Annotated in this window: 1 protein-coding gene; it reads right to left on the bottom strand. The window is 61.8% G+C overall.

Going from position 1 to position 374, the window contains the following annotated elements; all coding sequences use genetic code 11:
• Window positions 1-374 (bottom strand): reverse transcriptase/maturase family protein (locus tag FMEAI12_RS36015; protein ID WP_200835529.1); only part of this gene is annotated, 374 nt, incomplete at both ends.

Genomic DNA, 374 nt, shown 5'->3' with positions numbered 1-374 from the left:
GGTAAATATTCGAGAGGACGGGTGAGACGACACCGCCTTGCGGTACCCCGCTCAGCGTCGCGTTCCAGACCCAGTCCTCCAGGTATCCGGCTGTAAGCATGTTACGCATCAGCCTCAGGAACCGGCCGTCGTGGATCGTCTCGCCCAGCATCGAGAGCATGATCTGGTGATCGAAGCTCCCGAAGCAGTCGGCGACGTCTCCCTCGATAAACCAGGTCGTCCCAGTCCAGGTATCAGCCACGTCCCGTAGTGCGGTGTGGCATCCCCGGCCAGGACGGAAACCGTAAGACAGATCGGAGAAGGTCGGTTCGTAGTACGCCTCCAACAGCAGGCGGACCACCTCACCGACCAGCTTGTCCGACCACGGCGGCAGC

It is taken from the genome of Parafrankia sp. Ea1.12, from assembly GCF_900465275.1.
In the GTDB taxonomy this organism is placed as follows: Bacteria; Actinomycetota; Actinomycetes; order Frankiales; family Frankiaceae; genus Parafrankia; species Parafrankia soli.
This window is presented reverse-complemented; position numbering and strand designations above follow the sequence as displayed.